Annotated in this window: 17 protein-coding genes and 1 pseudogene; 8 read left to right on the top strand and 10 right to left on the bottom strand. The window is 54.8% G+C overall.

The genetic code is table 11. From position 1 onward, the window contains the following. Positions 1 to 104: 104 nt before the first annotated feature. The gene (locus B30_RS02735) at positions 105 to 875 is read left to right on the top strand and encodes an SDR family oxidoreductase (RefSeq protein ID WP_009570475.1); all 771 of its coding nucleotides are present in this window, start codon (positions 105 to 107) and stop codon (positions 873 to 875) included. A 66-nt stretch (positions 876 to 941) separates the two neighbouring features. On the opposite strand, the pseudogene B30_RS21635 reads toward B30_RS02735, so the two are convergent. Together B30_RS21635 and tnpB are read right to left on the bottom strand one after the other, a co-directional pair. Beyond that, a pseudogene (locus tag B30_RS21635) lies at positions 942 to 1130 on the bottom strand (IS66 family transposase); the annotation flags it as partial. Between the two features lie 54 nt (positions 1131 to 1184). After that, positions 1185 to 1358 (bottom strand): IS66 family insertion sequence element accessory protein TnpB, encoded by a 174-nt coding sequence (tnpB, locus tag B30_RS02730; RefSeq protein WP_009570474.1) that lies wholly within the window; start codon positions 1356 to 1358, stop codon positions 1185 to 1187. Between the two features lie 279 nt (positions 1359 to 1637). On the opposite strand from tnpB, the gene B30_RS22100 reads away from it, so the two are divergent. Beyond that, on the top strand, positions 1638 to 1967 hold the full coding sequence (locus B30_RS22100; protein ID WP_152003467.1) for a hypothetical protein: 330 nt from the start codon (positions 1638 to 1640) through the stop codon (positions 1965 to 1967). Between the two features lie 406 nt (positions 1968 to 2373). On the opposite strand, the gene B30_RS02720 is transcribed toward B30_RS22100, so the two are convergent. The 6 genes from B30_RS02720 to B30_RS02695 form a co-directional block, all read right to left on the bottom strand. Continuing rightward, positions 2374 to 3171: a DUF1217 domain-containing protein gene (locus B30_RS02720; RefSeq protein ID WP_009570471.1), complete on the bottom strand. Its 798-nt coding sequence runs from the start codon at positions 3169 to 3171 to the stop codon at positions 2374 to 2376. Then, positions 3168 to 3575: a flagellar biosynthesis repressor FlbT gene (flbT, locus tag B30_RS02715; protein ID WP_009570469.1), complete on the bottom strand. Its 408-nt coding sequence runs from the start codon at positions 3573 to 3575 to the stop codon at positions 3168 to 3170. The genes B30_RS02720 and flbT overlap by 4 nt, the downstream gene beginning before the upstream one ends. Continuing rightward, the gene (flaF, locus tag B30_RS02710) at positions 3576 to 3947 is read right to left on the bottom strand and encodes a flagellar biosynthesis regulator FlaF (protein WP_100220028.1); all 372 of its coding nucleotides are present in this window, start codon (positions 3945 to 3947) and stop codon (positions 3576 to 3578) included. Between the two features lie 89 nt (positions 3948 to 4036). Further along, complete coding sequence (locus tag B30_RS02705) at positions 4037 to 5551, bottom strand: flagellin (RefSeq protein ID WP_009570466.1); 1515 nt, start codon at positions 5549 to 5551, stop codon at positions 4037 to 4039. Positions 5552 to 5779: 228 nt separating this feature from the next. Then, positions 5780 to 6133 (bottom strand): flagellar protein FlgN, encoded by a 354-nt coding sequence (locus tag B30_RS02700; protein WP_009570465.1) that lies wholly within the window; start codon positions 6131 to 6133, stop codon positions 5780 to 5782. Then, positions 6120 to 6410: a rod-binding protein gene (locus B30_RS02695; protein WP_009570464.1), complete on the bottom strand. Its 291-nt coding sequence runs from the start codon at positions 6408 to 6410 to the stop codon at positions 6120 to 6122. The genes B30_RS02700 and B30_RS02695 overlap by 14 nt, the downstream gene beginning before the upstream one ends. A 108-nt stretch (positions 6411 to 6518) precedes the next feature. Here B30_RS02695 and fliK point away from each other — a divergent pair, with 108 nt between their 5' ends. The 3 genes from fliK (at position 6519) to B30_RS02680 (ending at position 10236) form a co-directional block, all read left to right on the top strand. Further along, positions 6519 to 8600, top strand: a complete 2082-nt coding sequence (fliK, locus tag B30_RS02690; protein ID WP_009570463.1) for a flagellar hook-length control protein FliK — start codon at positions 6519 to 6521, stop codon at positions 8598 to 8600. 11 nt (positions 8601 to 8611) lie between these two features. Further along, positions 8612 to 9289, top strand: a complete 678-nt coding sequence (locus B30_RS02685) for a flagellar hook capping FlgD N-terminal domain-containing protein (RefSeq protein ID WP_009570462.1) — start codon at positions 8612 to 8614, stop codon at positions 9287 to 9289. 71 nt (positions 9290 to 9360) lie between these two features. Beyond that, positions 9361 to 10236 (top strand): phosphotransferase, encoded by an 876-nt coding sequence (locus B30_RS02680; RefSeq protein ID WP_009570461.1) that lies wholly within the window; start codon positions 9361 to 9363, stop codon positions 10234 to 10236. On the opposite strand, the gene ubiB is transcribed toward B30_RS02680, so the two are convergent. Together ubiB and ubiE are read right to left on the bottom strand one after the other, a co-directional pair. After that, positions 10214 to 11749, bottom strand: a complete 1536-nt coding sequence (gene ubiB / locus B30_RS02675) for a 2-polyprenylphenol 6-hydroxylase (RefSeq protein ID WP_009570460.1) — start codon at positions 11747 to 11749, stop codon at positions 10214 to 10216. The genes B30_RS02680 and ubiB overlap by 23 nt on opposite strands. Next, positions 11749 to 12501 (bottom strand): bifunctional demethylmenaquinone methyltransferase/2-methoxy-6-polyprenyl-1,4-benzoquinol methylase UbiE, encoded by a 753-nt coding sequence (gene ubiE, locus B30_RS02670; protein ID WP_009570459.1) that lies wholly within the window; start codon positions 12499 to 12501, stop codon positions 11749 to 11751. Before ubiE ends, ubiB begins: the two co-directional genes overlap by 1 nt. 86 nt (positions 12502 to 12587) lie before the next feature. On the opposite strand from ubiE, the gene mutM reads away from it, so the two are divergent. The 3 genes from mutM (at position 12588) to rpsT (ending at position 14696) form a co-directional block, all read left to right on the top strand. Beyond that, positions 12588 to 13439: a bifunctional DNA-formamidopyrimidine glycosylase/DNA-(apurinic or apyrimidinic site) lyase gene (gene mutM / locus B30_RS02665; RefSeq protein WP_009570458.1), complete on the top strand. Its 852-nt coding sequence runs from the start codon at positions 12588 to 12590 to the stop codon at positions 13437 to 13439. Positions 13440 to 13501: 62 nt separating this feature from the next. Next, positions 13502 to 14278: an enoyl-CoA hydratase gene (locus B30_RS02660; RefSeq protein WP_009570457.1), complete on the top strand. Its 777-nt coding sequence runs from the start codon at positions 13502 to 13504 to the stop codon at positions 14276 to 14278. Positions 14279 to 14432: 154 nt separating this feature from the next. Continuing rightward, the gene (rpsT, locus tag B30_RS02655; protein WP_009570456.1) at positions 14433 to 14696 is read left to right on the top strand and encodes a 30S ribosomal protein S20; all 264 of its coding nucleotides are present in this window, start codon (positions 14433 to 14435) and stop codon (positions 14694 to 14696) included. The last annotated feature ends 16 nt before the right edge of the window (positions 14697 to 14712 follow it).

Below are 14712 nucleotides of genomic sequence, written 5' to 3'. Positions count from 1 at the left end.
AATTCGGAGACGGCATGCCTTTCGGTCAATAGGTCGTTGACGGAAGTCAATGCGAGGCGACGACCTCGGCGCAATATGTCACCAAAGCAAGAGTGGAGGGTCCGATGGCCATGGTTTTAGGAAAAGTTGCATTAGTCACCGGCGCGGCAGCTGGGATCGGTCGTGCAACGGCACAGAAATTTGCCGAGGAGGGTGCCAAGGTCGTGGTGTCCGACATAGATCAGCCGGGAGGCGAAGAAACCGTATCGCTGATCAAGAATCATGGCCGCGATGCCGTGTTCGTCAGGGCGGACGTTTCCAGACCCGAAGACGTCGAAAGACTGATTGATGAAACGGTCAGGTCCTACGGACGCCTCGACTGCGCATGCAACAATGCCGGTATCGAAGGGAAGATCGCTCCGCTGGCGGATCAGACAACTGAGAACTTCGACGCGATATTGGGTGTCAACCTGCGCGGCACGTTTCTCTGTCTTCGAGCCGAGATCCGGCAGATGCTAAGGAACAGAGGCGGCGCCATCGTCAACTTGGCCTCGGTCGCCGGTCTCGTCGGTTTCCCCGGGCTTTCACCCTATACCGCATCGAAACATGCGGTGAACGGCCTGACAAAGAACGCAGCACTTGAATATGGGAAACTGGGGATACGGGTGAACTCGGTTTGCCCCGGAGGAATTGACACCCGCATGCTCGACTCGCTTGCTGAGCAGAGCACAGGCGGCGCACAGTCCACGCGGGAGATGATGGACCCCCTGCATCCGATCGGGCGGATCGGCACGCCCGAGGAAGTTGCGGAACTGATCGTCTGGCTGTGTTCGGACCGTGCCGGTTTCATGAGCGGTGCCAATGTACCCGTCGATGGTGGATTTGTAGCTCAATAGCATATCGCATCCCGGCGACATACAAAGCACCCTGCCCTGCTTGTGAGTATACGCTCAGCCGGTGCCCTAGGTGGCGAGGTTTGACACCACGGGTGCGCAGAGGCTGGGCATGAGGTCGTCGATGCGGCTTTTTGGATGTCCGTCGAACAGCGCCCAGTTCTCGGCTCCGGCGTCGTGCCCGGCAAAGCGGGCATTCTTTCGCGTAAGAGCGATTTTTCTAATCTGGTTCTCGACCGGGTTGGTGTCCAGCGCCAGCGGGATGCCGGTCTGGTCCCAGACCAGAACCTTGACCCTGTCTGCCCGCTTGGCTCAGAACACGAAAGCCGCGCCGCTGAACGGATCGACGCCCATCGTCTCCTGCACCAGCAGCGCCAGCCTGTCGATATCCTTCCGGAAATCCGTCGGGCGTGTGGCCGCATATACGCGCAGTCCACCCGCCAGTGAGATCATCGCGCCGCCACCCGGATCGCACGGACCATCCATGTCGGCTTGTCCTCGTCGTTCCCTGACCGCGGGCGGAAGACGACGCCATCCAAAGAGCCGTCCAATCCTGTCTCATCTCGGCAGGAGGTGATCGGCGAAGCGCTAACGCTTGTGGGTCAGGCACCCCGCATCCCTGCCTGCGAAAATCGGTGGCACAGGTCCATTCCGCGACCCGGGCGGTTCCCGCTGCACCGAGGAACTTCGCAAAGACACGGCCCAACTCCGCCAGAATATCCGCAATGAGACTGTGGCCTGAGCGCTACACACGGGTGCCGCTGCGTGATAGTCCGCACTCGCCTCCCCGAATGCGGTGGCGAGGCGATCATCGAGGGCGCCACGTTCCGCAACGCGCTCCAGTTCGTATTCCGCCGGGAAACGCCACATCCGCAGAACCCAATCGACGACCGGACCATCACCGTTCAGGGCAAGGCTCGCGTCGCTTTGGGTTACCGGCAACATGTCGCGGTAAATTTCAGGTGCCGCTGGTTGGTTCAGTTCCAGTTCGCGGGCCGTCAGGCCCCTGCGGAGCGCAACCGTGCTCAGGCCCATGTCGTCGTATTTGACGGCACGTTTCAGCTTTCGCCAGTGTCGCCTCAAAGAAACACATAGCGCCCTGCGTCTCGATGACCTCGACGGGATCATCAGTGGCGAACGCATGGTCCGAGGAAAGGGATTGGATCGTTTCGGCCTGTTCCATCGCCCCCCGTTGGCAGTGCCAGTGTCACCCACGACCGGTCGGTACCACATTGACGCCACGCAATGCCATAACCCCGCCAACATGCGATGTTTGAACGAAATTTCGCTTCAAAGAGGGAGCAAGGAGCAATGGCAGAAACATCGTTGTAGCCACGGGCGGCTCGGATACGGGACACCGCGCGGTCGACTTTGCCGCCACATTGTCGAAGACGTTTACCATTGCCAAGCAAAGCGTCTGTAAATCTAGGGGCGCTTCAGTGGGAATACGCCACTTACAGTGAATTTCTCCATTCTCGTCAGCTCAATAAGACTTTTTGACTCAAAAAGATCCAGTCAAGAGCGCAAGCGCATTAGAGGCTGCGGACGTACCTGTAGACCCTGCATTGAGTTCGGACCGTATGAGAAAAAGCTTCACGAGGTCCTCTCTTTTTTCAGGGTCTGAAAATTGCGCGACCTCAGCGTTTCCAAAATATTGTTTGGCTTTGTCTTTAAAAATCGTCAGCTGTTGGTCCAAATCCAATGTGCTGACAGAACTCGGAAGTCCAAGCGCAGTTTGCAGTACAGACCTCACAGCTTCATTTCCCATAACTGAGTACCAACGACCGTTTTCCGTCGTATCTTTATTTGCAATTTCTGTCAGCTCTGTCTCAATATTTAGAGCAAGCCGCATGTCATCATTTTGCTCTCCAACGGCAATTTCAAATTGCTTATTTTGGTAAGAAGAAATGATCTCGTCCGGAAAATCACTCAGTACAGTGTTCGGGATGTCGAAATTTCCAAACCCGAATGCTTCTGAAAATTTAAAGTAGCGTTTGTCGGACAGCTTATTGGAAAGTGAATCTGAATCTAGTGTTCCCTCGTCTAAAACACGTTCGATGAAGTACTTGTTGTTGATGTCATCATCCAACCCGAATGCTCCCAGAGCAACTTTGAGAAGGCGGAAATTGGACACCAGTTCCTCGGCTGACTTTACCTCCGCGATATTCTCGCGGAAGTAATCGATGTCGCGCTTGATTTCAGAGGAGGCGTTGAACGCCTCTTGCTGGTTGTCCTTTGTGCGTTGAAGGACAACCCATCCAGCGTAGCCACCAAATGGAACAACAGGCTGATAGCTCATTGATATTTAGCGGCCGACAAGAGCCGTTCTTCTCTTGGAATGAGCGCGCGAAGCAACTTGAGTGCTTGGTAATACTGATCGTTTTGGATTTCAGCCGTCGCAGTGTTCAAAATTTTGCGGCTGTCGGGGTCTGTTAGAACCTGACTAAGCTGCTCAATGCCACGCATAAGCTGAATGCGCGCATCTTTTGGCTCAGCGTCGCCCGAGAGGACGAGTTGCGCTATATAGCACACTCTGCGAACTGGAGTGTTTACTTCTTCAGGGTGTATCGCATCGCGTAGCCTGAGGATGTTTGCATTTGGCGTCACGATTGAAAGCCGGGACCGTCGATCTCCATTTTCAATCACGGCACCGTTGATCAGAACCCGTTCTTTTGGGCCGAGTTTTAGTACGAGGCCACTCATTTACTGACCCTCCCGATGCAAGCCGCGCATAATGGCTGTGTTAATGTCAATGAGAGCTGTCTCATTGGCTTTTTTAGAAAGAATCGCTGATGTGTGTTGAGCTGTGAATTGAGCAAGATAAAAGATTTTTGCTCTGAGCTCTTTTGGGAGTTGATTGTCTTTATCAGCAACACTGGAGGCGAGGAGCGTCCAGAGGCGACGATTGTCGTAAAGAGCTTTTACATAATCAGGGTAAGACGTTTTCTTATCTTCTGAGGCTTGGCGCAGACGGTGCGTAATGCGCGCGAAAGCCTCGTACTCGGTGCCGCGAGGTGTACGAATTGGGGCGGTGGTATTGGAATAGGCCGTTCGGGCCATTTGGAGAGCGTTCACGTCGTATCCTTCCGGTGACAATGAATTCTACAGCGCGGGTTTTACCGCGGTGAAAACCGGGCGCCGATCTGGCGCCCGGAAGGTTGCTCTTAGCCGAAGAGCGACAGGATCGACTGCGGTGCCTGGTTTGCGATCGAAAGAGACTGCACGCCCAGCTGTTGCTGAACCTGAAGCGCCTGAAGTTTGGCAGAAGCCTCTTCCATATCCGCGTCAACCATAGAGCCAATGCCGGACGTCAATGCATCGGTCAGGTTGGAGATAAAGGTCGATTGGGTTTCAATGCGACCTTGGGCCGAACCAAACGACGCGGCTGCGTCGATCGAGTTGTTGATAAGAGTCTCGATGTTCCCAAGAGCCGCATCAGCGCCTGAATTGCTGGTTACATCAATGCTGTCGAGCCCGAAAAGACCACCAGAGGCTTTACCGCCTTCGTTACCAGTAACGGAGAAAGCAAGAGAAGACCCGGCATTATCGACTTTCAAAGACCACTGTCCAGTGGTTGCGTCCTTGGCTACGGTTGTGCTGATGTCTGCAAGGCCAGCCGAGTCAATTGCCGTTTTCAACCCCTTGGCGACGTCCTCCATTGATTCGCCTTTACCGGCGACATAGTTGTAGGAACTTCCGCCGACAGTGACTTTGTAGCCATCACCGTCCTTCACAGCGGCTGAAGTCGAAAGAGCAATGTTTTCTGCACGTTCGTCGATGTCACCAGATGTTGCCGTCAGAGAGCCGGTGCCATTTAGGGTTGTGATCAAGACATCACCGTCACCTGCTGTCGTCTCGCCCACGCTCACAGAAACACCTTCGAAGGCCTTGGTGGAACTGACTGTCAGCGTACCGTCACCATTGCCAGTCGCTGTCACGCCTTCGATGCCGAGACCATTGATGAGACCAGCAAGACCATCTCCAACGTCAGCAACGGCTGTGCCGGTGGCAGTAAAGCTGACCTCAATGCCGGCGACGCTCAAGGTTGCCACGTCATTCGCAGCCCAGGTGTTGCCGACCGTCACAATTGCAGTATTTGCGGTATTGGACACAGCTGCGGCAGACGCGGTTGCGTTGGATGCGAGAGATGTACCCGAACCATAGGTCCCTGCACTGGTGGAAAGATCCATGCGATTTACTGTGATGTCCGAGGCCGTCACAGTCCCGTCAGAAGCACGGTCCAAAGAGGACAAGATTTTAACGTCGTCGGTGCCTTCAACAAGGCTCAGACCATTGAACTGGGCTGCGCCGATGACCGATTTCACCTGACCGACCAAAGCGTCAATATCGGTTTGGATTTTTGCGCGATCGACGTTTTCTTCCTGAGACGCCACAACTTTTTCTTTGATGTTGGTCAAAAGGTCGGTGACCGTCTCGGAGGCTTGAGCGGCAACAGAAAGCGTTGATTCACCGAGGGCAAGACTGTCAGAGATTGCGTTGAAACCGGCAACATCCGATTCCATGACTTTCGAAATGGCCCAGACCGAAGAGTTGTCCTTGGCGGATGCAACATCTTTACCGGTCGAGATCATGCTCTGAGTCTTGGAAAGATTAGAGTTGATGGAGTTCAAGGTTTGCAGCGCAACCATTGCGCCATTGTTGGTCAGAATGCTGGACATAGCATAATTTCCTTTGATCTAGGGACGCGTTTTGCGCCGCATGAGTTTCGAGATCCACCCCCACGGGCAGGTTCAGGATCGTCATTCTGACTGATTACGGATGACCGCTTCCGGTCTACCGTGCCACCCCCTCGGGATGCACTCTGATCTATGAAGCTTAAAGGCTAAGAGTTCCCTAAGCTGTTCCGAATTGATGCTTCTAATTTGAGGCAAAAATCGGGCAAACACTTATGCTTTTCTCTTCATGGTTAACGACTTATTGCCAATCGGGATGGTTTTCCCTGCGGGCCCATAGGCCGTGAAGCTGCGTGATGTATTGCGCAACGAAAGCAATTTTTCCCGCGCAGATCTGATCCCCTTTGCAGACGCCATAAGAAGACGACTGTTGTGCTCTGAGCGCTGCTTCAACGCCTTTAAATCAGATGGAGAGATCTGCGCTTTGGCCACCATGACAAGAAGCGATTCTTTGGTCTTCGAGAGTTTTTCGAGAGTCGAAAAGTCGCTTTTGAGAATCGCGGCCTTTTCTTTATCCAAAAGATCTAACAGCGCTGCAGCCGGCCGAAAGGCATCAAGAAGTGCCATTTATACTCTCCTTTAAAGCGTCAAATATGTGTTCCGCGAGACCGATTCCGCCAGCTTCAACAATCTTTTCTGCCTGAGCCTGAACCAAAAAGGAGGAAAATTGATCTTCGCCCGTTCCGCCTCCGAATGTATCTGGCGTTTCACCGAATCCAGCAGTTTTCAACATTTCGGCAAGAAATGTTGCCTCGAGCTTATTCGCAGCATCCTGCAATTTTTCCTCTTGGGACCTCTTTAAAGTCTGACTGTGTTGGATCGCATTGATTGCGTTCGGGGTCATGGGCGGGTCGCTCCAATTCGAAGTATTTTTCGACTCATACCCCCCATTCGGTAAAGAAGCGGTAACCACTCGCGGAGGATAGTGACATCACGGCGAAAGAAATCCCGGATGCAAGAAATGCAATTACAGACTTTAGACTTCGCAGCGATTGCGCGCACTGACGGTCAAAACCGTTCCCAAAACACACCTGTGCCAGGGGATATTTTGCCCGAACATCCCTTTGCCTCCGTTTTCGGGGGACAAGGCGACACAGCAAAACCGGAGGTGAAGCAGGGTGGCGGTGACGCGGCTATGCCCGGCGTGGCTATGGTTGCGGGGCATGGTCAAATGATGCAAACCTCCGCCAAGGATGTCTTTGATGGGCTGACGGTTGTTGCGGGTGAGCGCACCACGACGAACGACGAAAGCTATGAACTGAGTGACACGCCAGACGACGGTTTTGCGCCTGAGACCATTCCATTTGATGGACGACAGGTCGACAAAGCTCTGTTAGTTCAACCTTTTACAACAACCTCTGTTGAGGTACGCTTTGCACCGCAAGGAGATGATCGGCCCAATACTCCGCTTTCCGTGACGTCATCCGAGGTCGACAACACCCCGTCTTTCACCAAAAACATTGAGTTGGAATCCAAAGAAGACGCCACGCAAAATCCGGCTGACGAAATCGCCGATCTCTTTTTGGGTAAGGCAGAGGCTGATTTCCCCGTAGAACAAACCGGGAATGAGGTGCATTCGGCCCAGAACGGCCAAAATGGGTCAGGGAGTTTAGATTTCCTCAATCACCCTGAAAACCAGGGTAACACGCCTCAAGCCACGGCGACACCAAGCCACACCAGCGAAGTCTCCACAGGAGAGATGACTGGACAGGGACGCTCTTTTGATGCTGCTGCGTACAAAAATGAGTCCCTCAAATCCACAGTCGCGCGTTCAAAAACCATACACTTGGAGCCTTCCAAAGACGGTGAACTCAAAATAAGCCGTAATGAAACAGTGCTTTTGGGCATGAATTTTGCGTCAGATGATGCGGTGCCGGATGTGGATCAATCCACGATTTCAAAAGCGGTTGAAAAGCCAAGCGCGCGCTCTGAGGCGGCAGGACATGCAAATGCCAAACCTGCGATCTCCTCCGTTCTTTTGCAGGCAGACACCACAACAGAGCAGACATCAGAATCTCAGTCGGACGACATCCTTACGGTGAAAGATGACAAGGTCCGATTGGATTCTGATCTGATCGGACCGAAAGTTGGCACCGAGCCTCTCAAAGCCACAGCGGGTCAAATCGGAACACTTCCAAACCCCTCCGGTCTAGAAAAAACGACGCTCACGCCACTCATGTCAGAGGGGGTGTCAGAGACTGCGAGCAGCATTGAGGCGCCAAAGGCCGCGACGGAAACGCAGACGTTCACCCAACAAAACACGCTGCAAGCGAAGGGTGGCACAGAACAATCCGCTACCGCTCACGTCGCCACTCAGCAAAATGACGGCGATGCGCACATCGGGCGTCATTCGGATGGGGCCGCGGCTGAGAAAGCGCGGCAGGACGGCGACGGGACCGACATTGCAACCCGCGCAACGGCGATACTCAGCACATCGACCGTGGCCCCTTCGGCTCTCGTCGTGTCTCAAATCACGCCGTTGACGCATGCGGAAGCAGAAGAGCTCAAGGCGGGCGTAGAGGGCATCTCCGAGAGGCTTGGCGAACAGGCGCATGTTCTGTCATCCGCCGATCGTGCGAATGAACCCAATTCCCCGGTCAGTATGGCAACAAAAGCGGACCTGCCAACTCGGGTCGCGATGCAGCTTGCCGATGCGGCACGGCAACTTCCTGATCGCCCTGTTGAAATCACTCTCTCCCCAGAAGAATTGGGCAAAGTCCGACTCTCTTTTCAGCTGTCAGAAAACGGAGCGATACATGTGGTGATTGCGGCTGAACGGGGTGAAACGCTTGATCTTTTGCGGCGCAACATCGACAGCCTGATGACCGAATTCCAAGATCTTGGATATGAGAACAGCGGGTTCTCCTTTCAGAGCTTTGATCAAGGATCTCAAGGGGGTGATCAACAAAAATTCGACAGTTCTGAAGGAACATCTGCGGAGAGTTTGAGCGCCACGCCTCCCGCCTCCAACCCACACATTCAGCCCGTGCGCCTTGCGCTTGATGCGACGTCCGGCATGGATCTTAGACTCTAAAGGAGTGTCAGATGACCAACACAATTACACCCGCGACGACCACGTCCTCCAGTTCGACAAGCTCGAAATTCTCGAACGCCAACGACACGTCAAGCGCCGTTGGGTCCGATTTTGATACGTTTCTCAAAATGCTGACCGTGCAAATGCAAAACCAAGATCCGCTTAACCCGATTGATTCGACCGATTACGCAACGCAGCTCGCGACATTCTCATCGGTCGAACAAGCGGTTTTAACCAATGATCTTCTAGAAAACCTCTCGGCTCAGCTTGGGCTTATGGGGTTTTCGCAATTGTCAGGCTGGGTCGGTATGGAGGCGCGCAGCGAAGAGGCCGCGTATTTCGATGGTTCACCGATCTCGATCAAATCCGATCCTGCCACTGCCGCAGACAAAACTGTTTTGGTCGTGCGCGATTCGAAAGGAAATGTTGTCCAACAGGTCACCATGGACCCAACCTCGGATGTTGTGGAATGGGCGGGCGTCGGTGACGATGGCGACCCATTCAAGACCGGGCTTTATCGTTTCGAACTCGAAAATTACAGCGGCGAAACCTATCTCTCCACCACATCTGTCGAAACCTATTCCCGCATTGTTGAAGCACGATTTGACGGAGGATCGACCATTTTGGTGCTGGAAGGCGGCAATGAAATTGATTCCGATTCCGTCACGGCGCTACGCGATCCAAGTTGATGTATTCGCGGGTTGCGACGTCTGCCCGACCTCCCTAAACTCCGACGATCCCGCGTTCGGAGACCGCATTGATGACATCCCCAGCCCATGACGCAGATGTGATGCCGCCAAAAGAGATTTTGGGTCAGGCGGACCGCATGATGATAGGGCAGATGGACTGGTCGCGTTTGTCTGGTGGCCGGACCAACGCCATTTGGCGCGGCGTCAGCCCAAGCGGTGATTGGGTGTTTAAGCTCTTTGACGAATCGCGCGCGAACCCTCTGTTCCCGAACGACCCCAAGGCCGAAATTGCCGCGCTTTGTGGCCTTAAAGGGAATGACCTTGCGCCTGAGTTCGTCGCCCAGTTTGCAACATCAAAGGGGCCTTGTCTGATCTACACCTACCTACCCGGCGCATCGGTGGCCAAAACCGATGGCTCGGTTCTCAGGGCGCTAGGGCAATTACATGCCCTGCCCGCCCCCCTTGGGATTCGGCAGGTTGATGTCAGCCCATCAACGCTATTGGCAGACGGAAATCGGTTTCTGAATGGGCAAACGACGGTCTTCGCCAAGCGACTGCGCAGCCACAGACCCGCTCTGCGCGATGTGCCGCCCATGCCGCCCGCGTTTCTTCACGGCGATCCAACGCCCGCGAATGCGCTGTCACGGGGCGGCATGATCCGGTTTGTCGACTGGCAATGCCCGGCACTCGGAGACCCGACAGCGGATTTGGCCATCGCGCTTTCGCCAGCCATGCATCACGTTTACGGTCAGGCCGAACTGAGCCTCGCGGATGAAATGTCCGCCCTTGAGAGCTATCCCAACCCGGAGATTGTGGATCGCTACCGACAGCTGCGCCCCTTTTTCAGGTGGCGTATGGCGGCCTATTGCGCTTGGAAAGCGACCATGGGCGAAGAGATTTACGCGCAAGCCGCCGAGGCAGAGCTCAGCTTAGAGCAAGCGCTATAACCGCACCGATCCCGGCCGCAACCGCACCGCCCGCCACCAGCCAAAGCGCCTGCTTTCTGTTCGAACGCGGCTCTACGGCTGGGGCCTTTTGCGTTTGTGCGATCAACAATGCCTCGGCCAACTGCGGTAATTTCGGGCCAAATCGCGCCAAAACAGTTGCCGTGCGCCACAAATCCCGTGTCAGCGCGCGTGGGCCGATGTTGGATTTGATATAGCTCTCGACCACGGGACGGGAGACTTCCCAAATGTTGATATGCGGATCAAGCGAACGCGATACGCCTTCGACAACCACCATCGTGCGTTGCAACAAAATCAGCTCGGTACGCGTTTCCATGCCGAACCGTTCCGTCACCTCAAACAGATAGGACAAGAGTCGCGCCATCGAAATCCGGCTCGCATCCATACCAAAAATCGGGTCGCCCACGGCACGAAGCGCACGGGCAAATTCATCAACATCCCGGTCAGCGGGAACATAGCCCGCTTCGAAATGAACTTCCGCCACGCGTTTATAGTCTTTTTTGATAAATCCGTAGATAATCTCGGCGTAAACGCGTCGGGTATACTCATCCAGCACGCCCATGATGCCAAAATCGAGCGCAATGACATCGCCATTTGCGGCGATCTTGAGATTGCCCTGGTGCATGTCCGCGTGAAAAAAACCATCGCGTAGTGCATGACTCAGGAACATCTGCAACACCTTGCTGCCAAGAGCGGCGCGATCATGCCCGGCGGCAATGATTTGGTCGATGTCGGAGGCCGTGATCCCATCGACCCATTCAAGCGTCATCACCCGGCGCGCCGACAGGGCCCAATCCACGGCAGGCACAGAGAAGCCCTCATCATGTGCGGTATTGGCGGCAAACTCAGACGCCGAAGAGCTTTCAAGGCGCAGATCCAACTCACCTTTCACCACGCCTTCAAAATGCGCAATCACTTCGGTGGGGCGCAGGCGGCGAGAGGCGGGGGAAAACTTTTCGATCAGGGATGCGGCGAAATAAAACGCATCCACGTCTTTGCGAAACGCTTTTTCAATACCGGGACGTAGCACCTTCACCGCAACCGACTGTCCGGTATCGGCGCGTACGGCCTTGTGGACTTGGGCGATAGAGGCCGCCGCCACAGGTTCGGAAAACTCCGAAAACAGTTCTGAGATGGGCTGCTGGAGTTCAGCCTCGACCATTTTGATCGCCACATCGCGCGGGAAGGGCGGCAGGTCGTCTTGGAGAACTTGCAATTGCTTGGCCAGATCGACCCCCACCACATCAGGTCGGGTCGATAGAATTTGGCCGAATTTTATATAGGCAGGTCCGAGCGCCGTGATCGCACGGGTCAGTGGCGGCAAGGTCTCGTCACCGCGATAGCCGAGCCAACGAAACGGCCAAACCACGGTTCTGGCAAAGATGCGAAAGGCACGCGGGGCCTCCATCGCATCCATGGCCTGTTTCATCGCGCCGGTGCGCTCCATCGTAGCCCCGGTACGGATCAGCCGCCAAATATTGTGGGGACCGCGCATTAGATTTTCCATCCCGAATGAAGCGCCGCAATGCCAAGGCTCAAATTACGATACTTCACATTATGAAATCCTGCGGCCTTTATCATATTCGCAAATGTTTCTTGGTCGGGAAACTTGCGGATGCTCTCCACCAAATACTGATAGCTGTCGCGGTCGCCGGCAATCATCTGACCCATGCGCGGGATGACGTTGAACGAGTAAAGATCATAGGCCTTTTGCATCGCAGGGTTGGGCAGTTGCGAGAACTCCAACACCATCAAACGTCCGCCAGGCTTCAACACCCGGTAGGCCTCAGACAGGGCATCTTCGATCCGGGTCACATTTCGAATGCCAAAAGAGATTGTGTAAACGTCGAATTGGTTATCCTCAAATGGCAAGGCCATTGCATCGCCAGTGACCCAATTCAGGCTCTCGGCCATCTGTTCGGCCTCAGCGCGTTTGCGGCCCGCAACCAACATCGGCTCTGTCATGTCGAGCACAACGGCGCTTGCCCCCGGCGCGCGTTTGAGGAACCGAAACGACACGTCACCCGTGCCACCCGCCACATCTAAAAGCCGCTGACCGGGGCGCGGAGCGAGCCAGTCCATCAGCGCGTCTTTCCAAATCCGGTGAATGCCCATCGACATCACATCGTTCATAATGTCGTATTTCGAGGCCACGGAGGTAAAGACACCATGGACCATCCCGGCCTTTTGATCTTCGGCCACATCTTTAAAACCAAAATGTGTCGTCTTCTCGCCGGTATTGGTCATCGTGCTTGCACCTTTCTCGAAACTTACCCTTCTTATAGGCCTCATACCGGGCGTGACAATCGCATGTGGAAAACGGAGAGATCAAAATGCCGGAATTACCAGAGGTCGAGACGGTTCGTCGCGGGTTGGAACCCTCTATGGCGGGGGCAGTGATCGCGCGGGCCGAGGTCAATCGTCCCGATCTGCGCTGGCCCTTTCCCGAACACATGGCCGCGCGGCTGACAGGCGCGCGTGTCGAGCGACTCAGACGGCGGTCAAAATACATCCTCGCCGATCTCGATACTGCTGAGACGCTTTTGATCCATCTGGGGATGTCGGGACGCATGACTGTGTCAGGCGACCCCTTGGGCCAATTCGCCCATGAGCATCCGCAGTTGGAAAAGCACGATCATGTGGTTTTCCACATGGGAAACGGCGCGCGCGTGACGTTTAACGACCCGCGCCGGTTTGGGGCTATGGATTTGATGGCGACGGACGCCGAGGCGGCGCATCCGCTTTTGGCCAAACTTGGCCCCGAACCTTTGGGCAATCAGTTTGATGAGGCGCATTTGATCGCTGCGTTTACAGGCAAAAACAGCCCGATTAAAACCGCGCTTTTGGATCAGCATATTGTCGCTGGGCTTGGCAATATCTATGTGTGCGAGGTGTTGTTTCGCGCGGGCATCCATCCGACGCGCAAGGCGGGTCAGATTGCCAAAGCGCGTGTCGCTTCACTTGTGCCAATCATACGCGACGTGTTGTCGGAGGCGATCGAAGCGGGTGGATCGTCATTGAAAGATTTCCGTCAGGCGGATGGTGAGCTTGGCTATTTCCAACACAACTTTCGCGTCTATGGTCGCGAAGGCGCGCCTTGTGTCTCACCCGAGTGCACATCCGAGATTAAAAGGATCGTTCAGTCCGGGCGCTCGACCTTCTTTTGTCCAATCTGTCAGAGATGACTTGATCCCTCTGGGCCAAGTGTTAGGACTCCCCAAACTGCGATCCACTCATGGAGGGTGATATGGCCTACAAAACGCTTATTACAGAAATCAGAGATGACGTGGAACTGATCCGGCTGAACCGCCCTGATGCTCTAAACGCTTTGAATTCACAGCTTTTGTGCGAATTGGCCGATGCCGTCACCAAAGCCGACCGCGATCCGAAGGTGCGGGTGATTGTCATCACCGGATCCGAAAAGGCCTTTGCAGCGGGCGCTGACATTAAGGAAATGTCGGAAAAAACCTACGCCGATATGGCGACGGAGAATTTTTTTACCAACGATTCCAATGCCATTTTGGCCGCGCGCAAGCCGATCATCGCCGCGGTGTCTGGCTATGCACTGGGCGGCGGGTGTGAATTGGCAATGATGTGCGATTTCATCATTGCCTCTGACACAGCGAAATTTGGCCAGCCCGAAATCAATCTTGGCATCATCGCAGGCCTTGGCGGCACACAGCGATTGACGCGCTTTGTGGGAAAATCCAAAGCGATGGAAATGCATCTGACGGGCCGTTTCATGGATGCCACCGAGGCGGAGCGCTCGGGTCTTGTGTCGCGCGTGGTTCCGGCCAAAAACCTGCTTGAGGATGTGATGGCAACTGCCGCCAAAATTGCGGAGAAAAGCGCGATTTCTGTCGCCTCGGCGAAAGAGGCGGTCAATCGGTCTTATGAAACCACCTTGACTGAGGGTGTGTTGTTTGAGCGCCGGGCTTTCTATGCGCTCTTTGCGACAGAGGACCAAAAGGAAGGTATGGCCGCCTTTTTGGAAAAACGCGCGCCACAGTTCCGCGACAAATAAAGCTATTTCTGGCTTCCCTTATGGGCGATTCTGCTCTATGGGAGGCCTCACATGCGCGTGGAGCCCGCTTAGGCTATGATTGTCCTGCCCTTAACGGGGTGTTGGGGACCGTGTGCAACATATATGCAACCAACCCCGAAAGAGGGAAACGATCATGGCAAATTCGCCCCAGTCCAAAAAACGCGCCCGTCAGGCCGTCGCCCGTACAGACGTCAACAAAGCACGTCGTTCGCGCATCCGTACCTTTATCCGTAAAGTCGAAGAAGCCATCCTGACCGGTGATCAAGCCGTCGCTTTGGCTGCTCTGCGCGCCGCGCAGCCGGAAATGATGCGTGGCGTCTCCAAAGGCGTTATTCACAAGAACACTGCAGCCCGCAAAATGTCCCGCCTTGCGGCACGCGTCAAAGCCATCAGCTAAGTCGTTCGACATTGAT

The sequence above is a fragment of the Celeribacter baekdonensis B30 genome (genome assembly GCF_000299875.1).
Lineage (GTDB): Bacteria > Pseudomonadota > Alphaproteobacteria > Rhodobacterales > Rhodobacteraceae > Celeribacter > Celeribacter baekdonensis_A.
The sequence above is the reverse complement of the archived record's forward strand: the minus strand, read 5'-3'. Positions and strand labels throughout refer to the sequence as shown.